Annotated in this window: 1 protein-coding gene, 1 tRNA gene and 1 rRNA gene; 2 read left to right on the plus strand and 1 reads right to left on the minus strand. The window is 55.7% G+C overall.

The window, feature by feature from the left end:
* The first annotated feature begins 84 nt into the window (after positions 1-84).
* Positions 85-200 (plus strand): 5S ribosomal RNA (rrf, locus tag AC1DSG_RS30735).
* A 394-nt stretch (positions 201-594) separates the two neighbouring features.
* Here the strand turns inward: rrf and AC1DSG_RS30740 are convergent.
* Positions 595-671 (minus strand) — tRNA-Arg (locus tag AC1DSG_RS30740).
* Positions 672-1019: 348 nt separating this feature from the next.
* Between AC1DSG_RS30740 and AC1DSG_RS30745 the strand changes: the two genes are divergently transcribed.
* The coding region (locus AC1DSG_RS30745; protein WP_477794229.1) for an aldehyde dehydrogenase family protein at positions 1020-1940 on the plus strand (921 nt) is incomplete at its 3' end.

Below are 1940 nucleotides of genomic sequence, written 5' to 3' on the forward strand. Positions count from 1 at the left end.
TCGAAAATTCGAAACACACAAATCTATTACATACCCATTCGCTGGAGCGTGAACCGAAAGGTAAACGACCTGGCTACCGAATTTCTTGACGACCATAGAGCATTGGAACCACCTGATCCCATCCCGAACTCAGCAGTGAAACGATGCATCGCCGATGGTAGTGTGGGGTTTCCCCATGTGAGAGTAGGTCATCGTCAAGATTAAATTCCGAAACCCCTATCTGCGTATGCAGGTAGGGGTTTTGTTTTGTCCGCAGGAAAGTTCGTACCATAGTGCTCTGGCTCAGGTGGGAGGGCCTCATGCTTGAGGGGCGCAGTCTTGTAGAGCGTCGGGATTAATCAGCAAAAATCACCTGACTCAGCGAGTATCCGGTCATCAAGGTCCTAGCCATGGCTTACAGGCCGCGTGGCGGGCCCGGGAGGCCCGAATCAGGGCTCGCAATACGAGAATGGCTCCATCTTTCGCCATTGCCCTTGAGCGCTGCCCTGGACCCAGCCGAGGTCGATAAGCAGCGGCATTGCCCGGAATTGGTTTATCTTCACCCACAAAAAAGCCCCAGACCCTAAGGTCTGAGGCTTTTTTATTTACAACGTATGGTGCACCAGGCGGGATTCGAACCCACGACCCCTGCCTTCGGAGGGCAGTACTCTATCCAGCTGAGCTACTGGTGCAAGCGGGCGCCATGATACTCATATGTGCAGCGGTCGTCCATGCTGCTGAATCGACTGACTTTTTTGAAAGTGTAACCTGCGTTTACTACGTTGATCAGAAAAACCAGGCAAATGCGTCGTTTTCGTTCTTTTTTTCGAACAGCCTATTGTCCTTTAACCCCTTTGATCCTAGGATTCGTTTGAGATTTCAAACGCTCTTGTCTGGGTGCTGAACCGCACGATATCAATCAGTGCGCTATTTATGTGCTTCAGCCCGGTGAATGATTTCCCTGACGGCAGCCTATAGGGCGCCTTTCTACAATCATAATTTGCTCCGCGCCTGCCGCGGTGCTGTTAAGGAAAGCCGACATGCAGCTTAAAGACACCCAGTTGTTCCGCCAGCAAGCCTTCATCGATGGCGCGTGGGTCGACGCGGACAATGGTCAGACGATCAAAGTGAACAACCCGGCAACGGGCGAAATTCTGGGCACTGTGCCGAAAATGGGCGCTGCCGAAACCCGTCGTGCGATCGAAGCCGCTGACAAAGCGCTGCCGGCCTGGCGTGCACTGACCGCCAAGGACCGCGCGAATAAGCTGCGTCGCTGGTTCGAGCTGATTATCGAAAACCAGGACGACCTGGCTCGCCTGATGACCCTCGAGCAGGGCAAGCCATTGGCCGAAGCCAAGGGTGAAATCGTTTACGCCGCATCCTTCATCGAATGGTTCGCCGAAGAAGCCAAGCGCATCTACGGTGACGTGATCCCAGGCCACCAGCCAGACAAGCGCCTGATCGTGATCAAGCAGCCAATCGGCGTTACCGCTGCCATCACCCCGTGGAACTTCCCGGCCGCGATGATCACCCGTAAAGCCGGCCCGGCGCTGGCTGCCGGTTGCACCATGGTGCTCAAGCCTGCTTCGCAAACGCCGTTCTCGGCATTCGCACTGGCTGAGCTGGCTCAGCGTGCCGGCATACCTGCCGGTGTGTTCAGCGTAGTTTCCGGCAGCGCCGGTGACATCGGCAGCGAACTGACCAGCAACCCGATCGTACGCAAGCTGTCCTTCACTGGCTCGACCGAAATCGGTCGTCAGCTGATGGCTGAATGCGCCAAGGACATCAAGAAAGTGTCCCTGGAACTAGGCGGTAATGCACCGTTCATCGTGTTCGACGACGCGGACCTGGATAAGGCCGTCGAAGGCGCGATCATTTCCAAGTACCGCAACAACGGCCAGACCTGCGTCTGCGCCAACCGTCTGTACATCCAGGATTCGGTCTACGACGCGTTTGCCGAG

It is taken from the genome of Pseudomonas sp. P5_A12, from assembly GCF_056400685.1.